This window comes from Chrysanthemum yellows phytoplasma (genome assembly GCF_000803325.1).
GTDB lineage: Bacteria > Bacillota_I > Bacilli_A > Acholeplasmatales > Acholeplasmataceae > Phytoplasma > Phytoplasma asteris.
Map to the genome: position 1 here is coordinate 1 of NZ_JSWH01000238.1, position 1,042 is coordinate 1,042.

Genomic DNA, 1,042 nt, shown 5'->3' on the forward strand with positions numbered 1-1,042 from the left:
TTATTTTACCTTTAGAATTTAAAATATGGATTTTATATAAATTAGATTTCCATTTGCTTATGCTAGAATCAAGTATGTTTTTGTTCTTTGTTACTAAAACCAACAACAAATCGAATTTAAAAATAATAGAAAAAACTAAATAAAAATATTGATAATAAATATAATTGTTTTTTTAATTTAATCAATTTATCCCCTCCTCTCTTATTTTCTTCTGGGGTTGAAATGAATGTAGTAGATTTTGTTTTTCAAACCGCCTTAAGGACTTCTTTAGTTGGGGGTGTAACTTACTTAATCCAAGAAAAAGCCTTAATGTCTTCTTCGAGTAGGTGTTTGGGCCTTTATAGTTGATGTATATATAGTGATTTGATGTGTTTAGAATCATAATATTATTAAATTGTTATTCTTCATTTTTGTCTTTTGTGTGAAAATAATTAATTTTGATCCTTGGTGCGTAAGTGAGACTTAATAAAGTGCCATAATTTGAATGGTTTTTTGATGAATGGGCGAGGTCAATGGTTTCTTTGTTCGGAGTGGTGTCCGTTTCCTAGGCCGTTTATTCCATGGAAAGTTTAGCTTCTTTTAATCATTGGTGTTCCTTCGATTTTAACTTAAGTATCATCTTATTTAACTTCTTCAAAACATTATTTCACTTGCTTTTATTTTGTTAGTTTTTATTTTTTCTTTATTTTCTTAATTATAATCATTTCTATATGATGGTATATAATTTATATTCTCCCCTTTCATCTATTCCAATTTTACTTTCTGTTTGAAACCATTCATAATGTTTTTCTATTTTGTTTGTTGGTATTGTGTGTGAATCAATTTGGTTGGTTGTATTGAATTTTTTATAAAAAAAAGCAATTATTCCGATTACCAACGCAAATGAAGTTACTTTATAATAAGTAATTATTGTTGTTTTTAAATCGATTTTAATAGTTCTATTTTTGTTTTTTGGGTTTGGTAAAAATAAAAACACAAAAGGGTTATCACAAAAATAATAAATAAAAAAACTATAATTGTTAATTTTTGAAATATTTCCAAG

The 1,042-nt window shown here is 25.6% G+C and carries 1 pseudogene; it reads right to left on the reverse strand.

The window, feature by feature from the left end:
- Positions 1-706: 706 nt before the first annotated feature.
- Positions 707-1,042: pseudogene (locus tag OL66_RS04440) on the reverse strand (hypothetical protein); the annotation flags it as partial.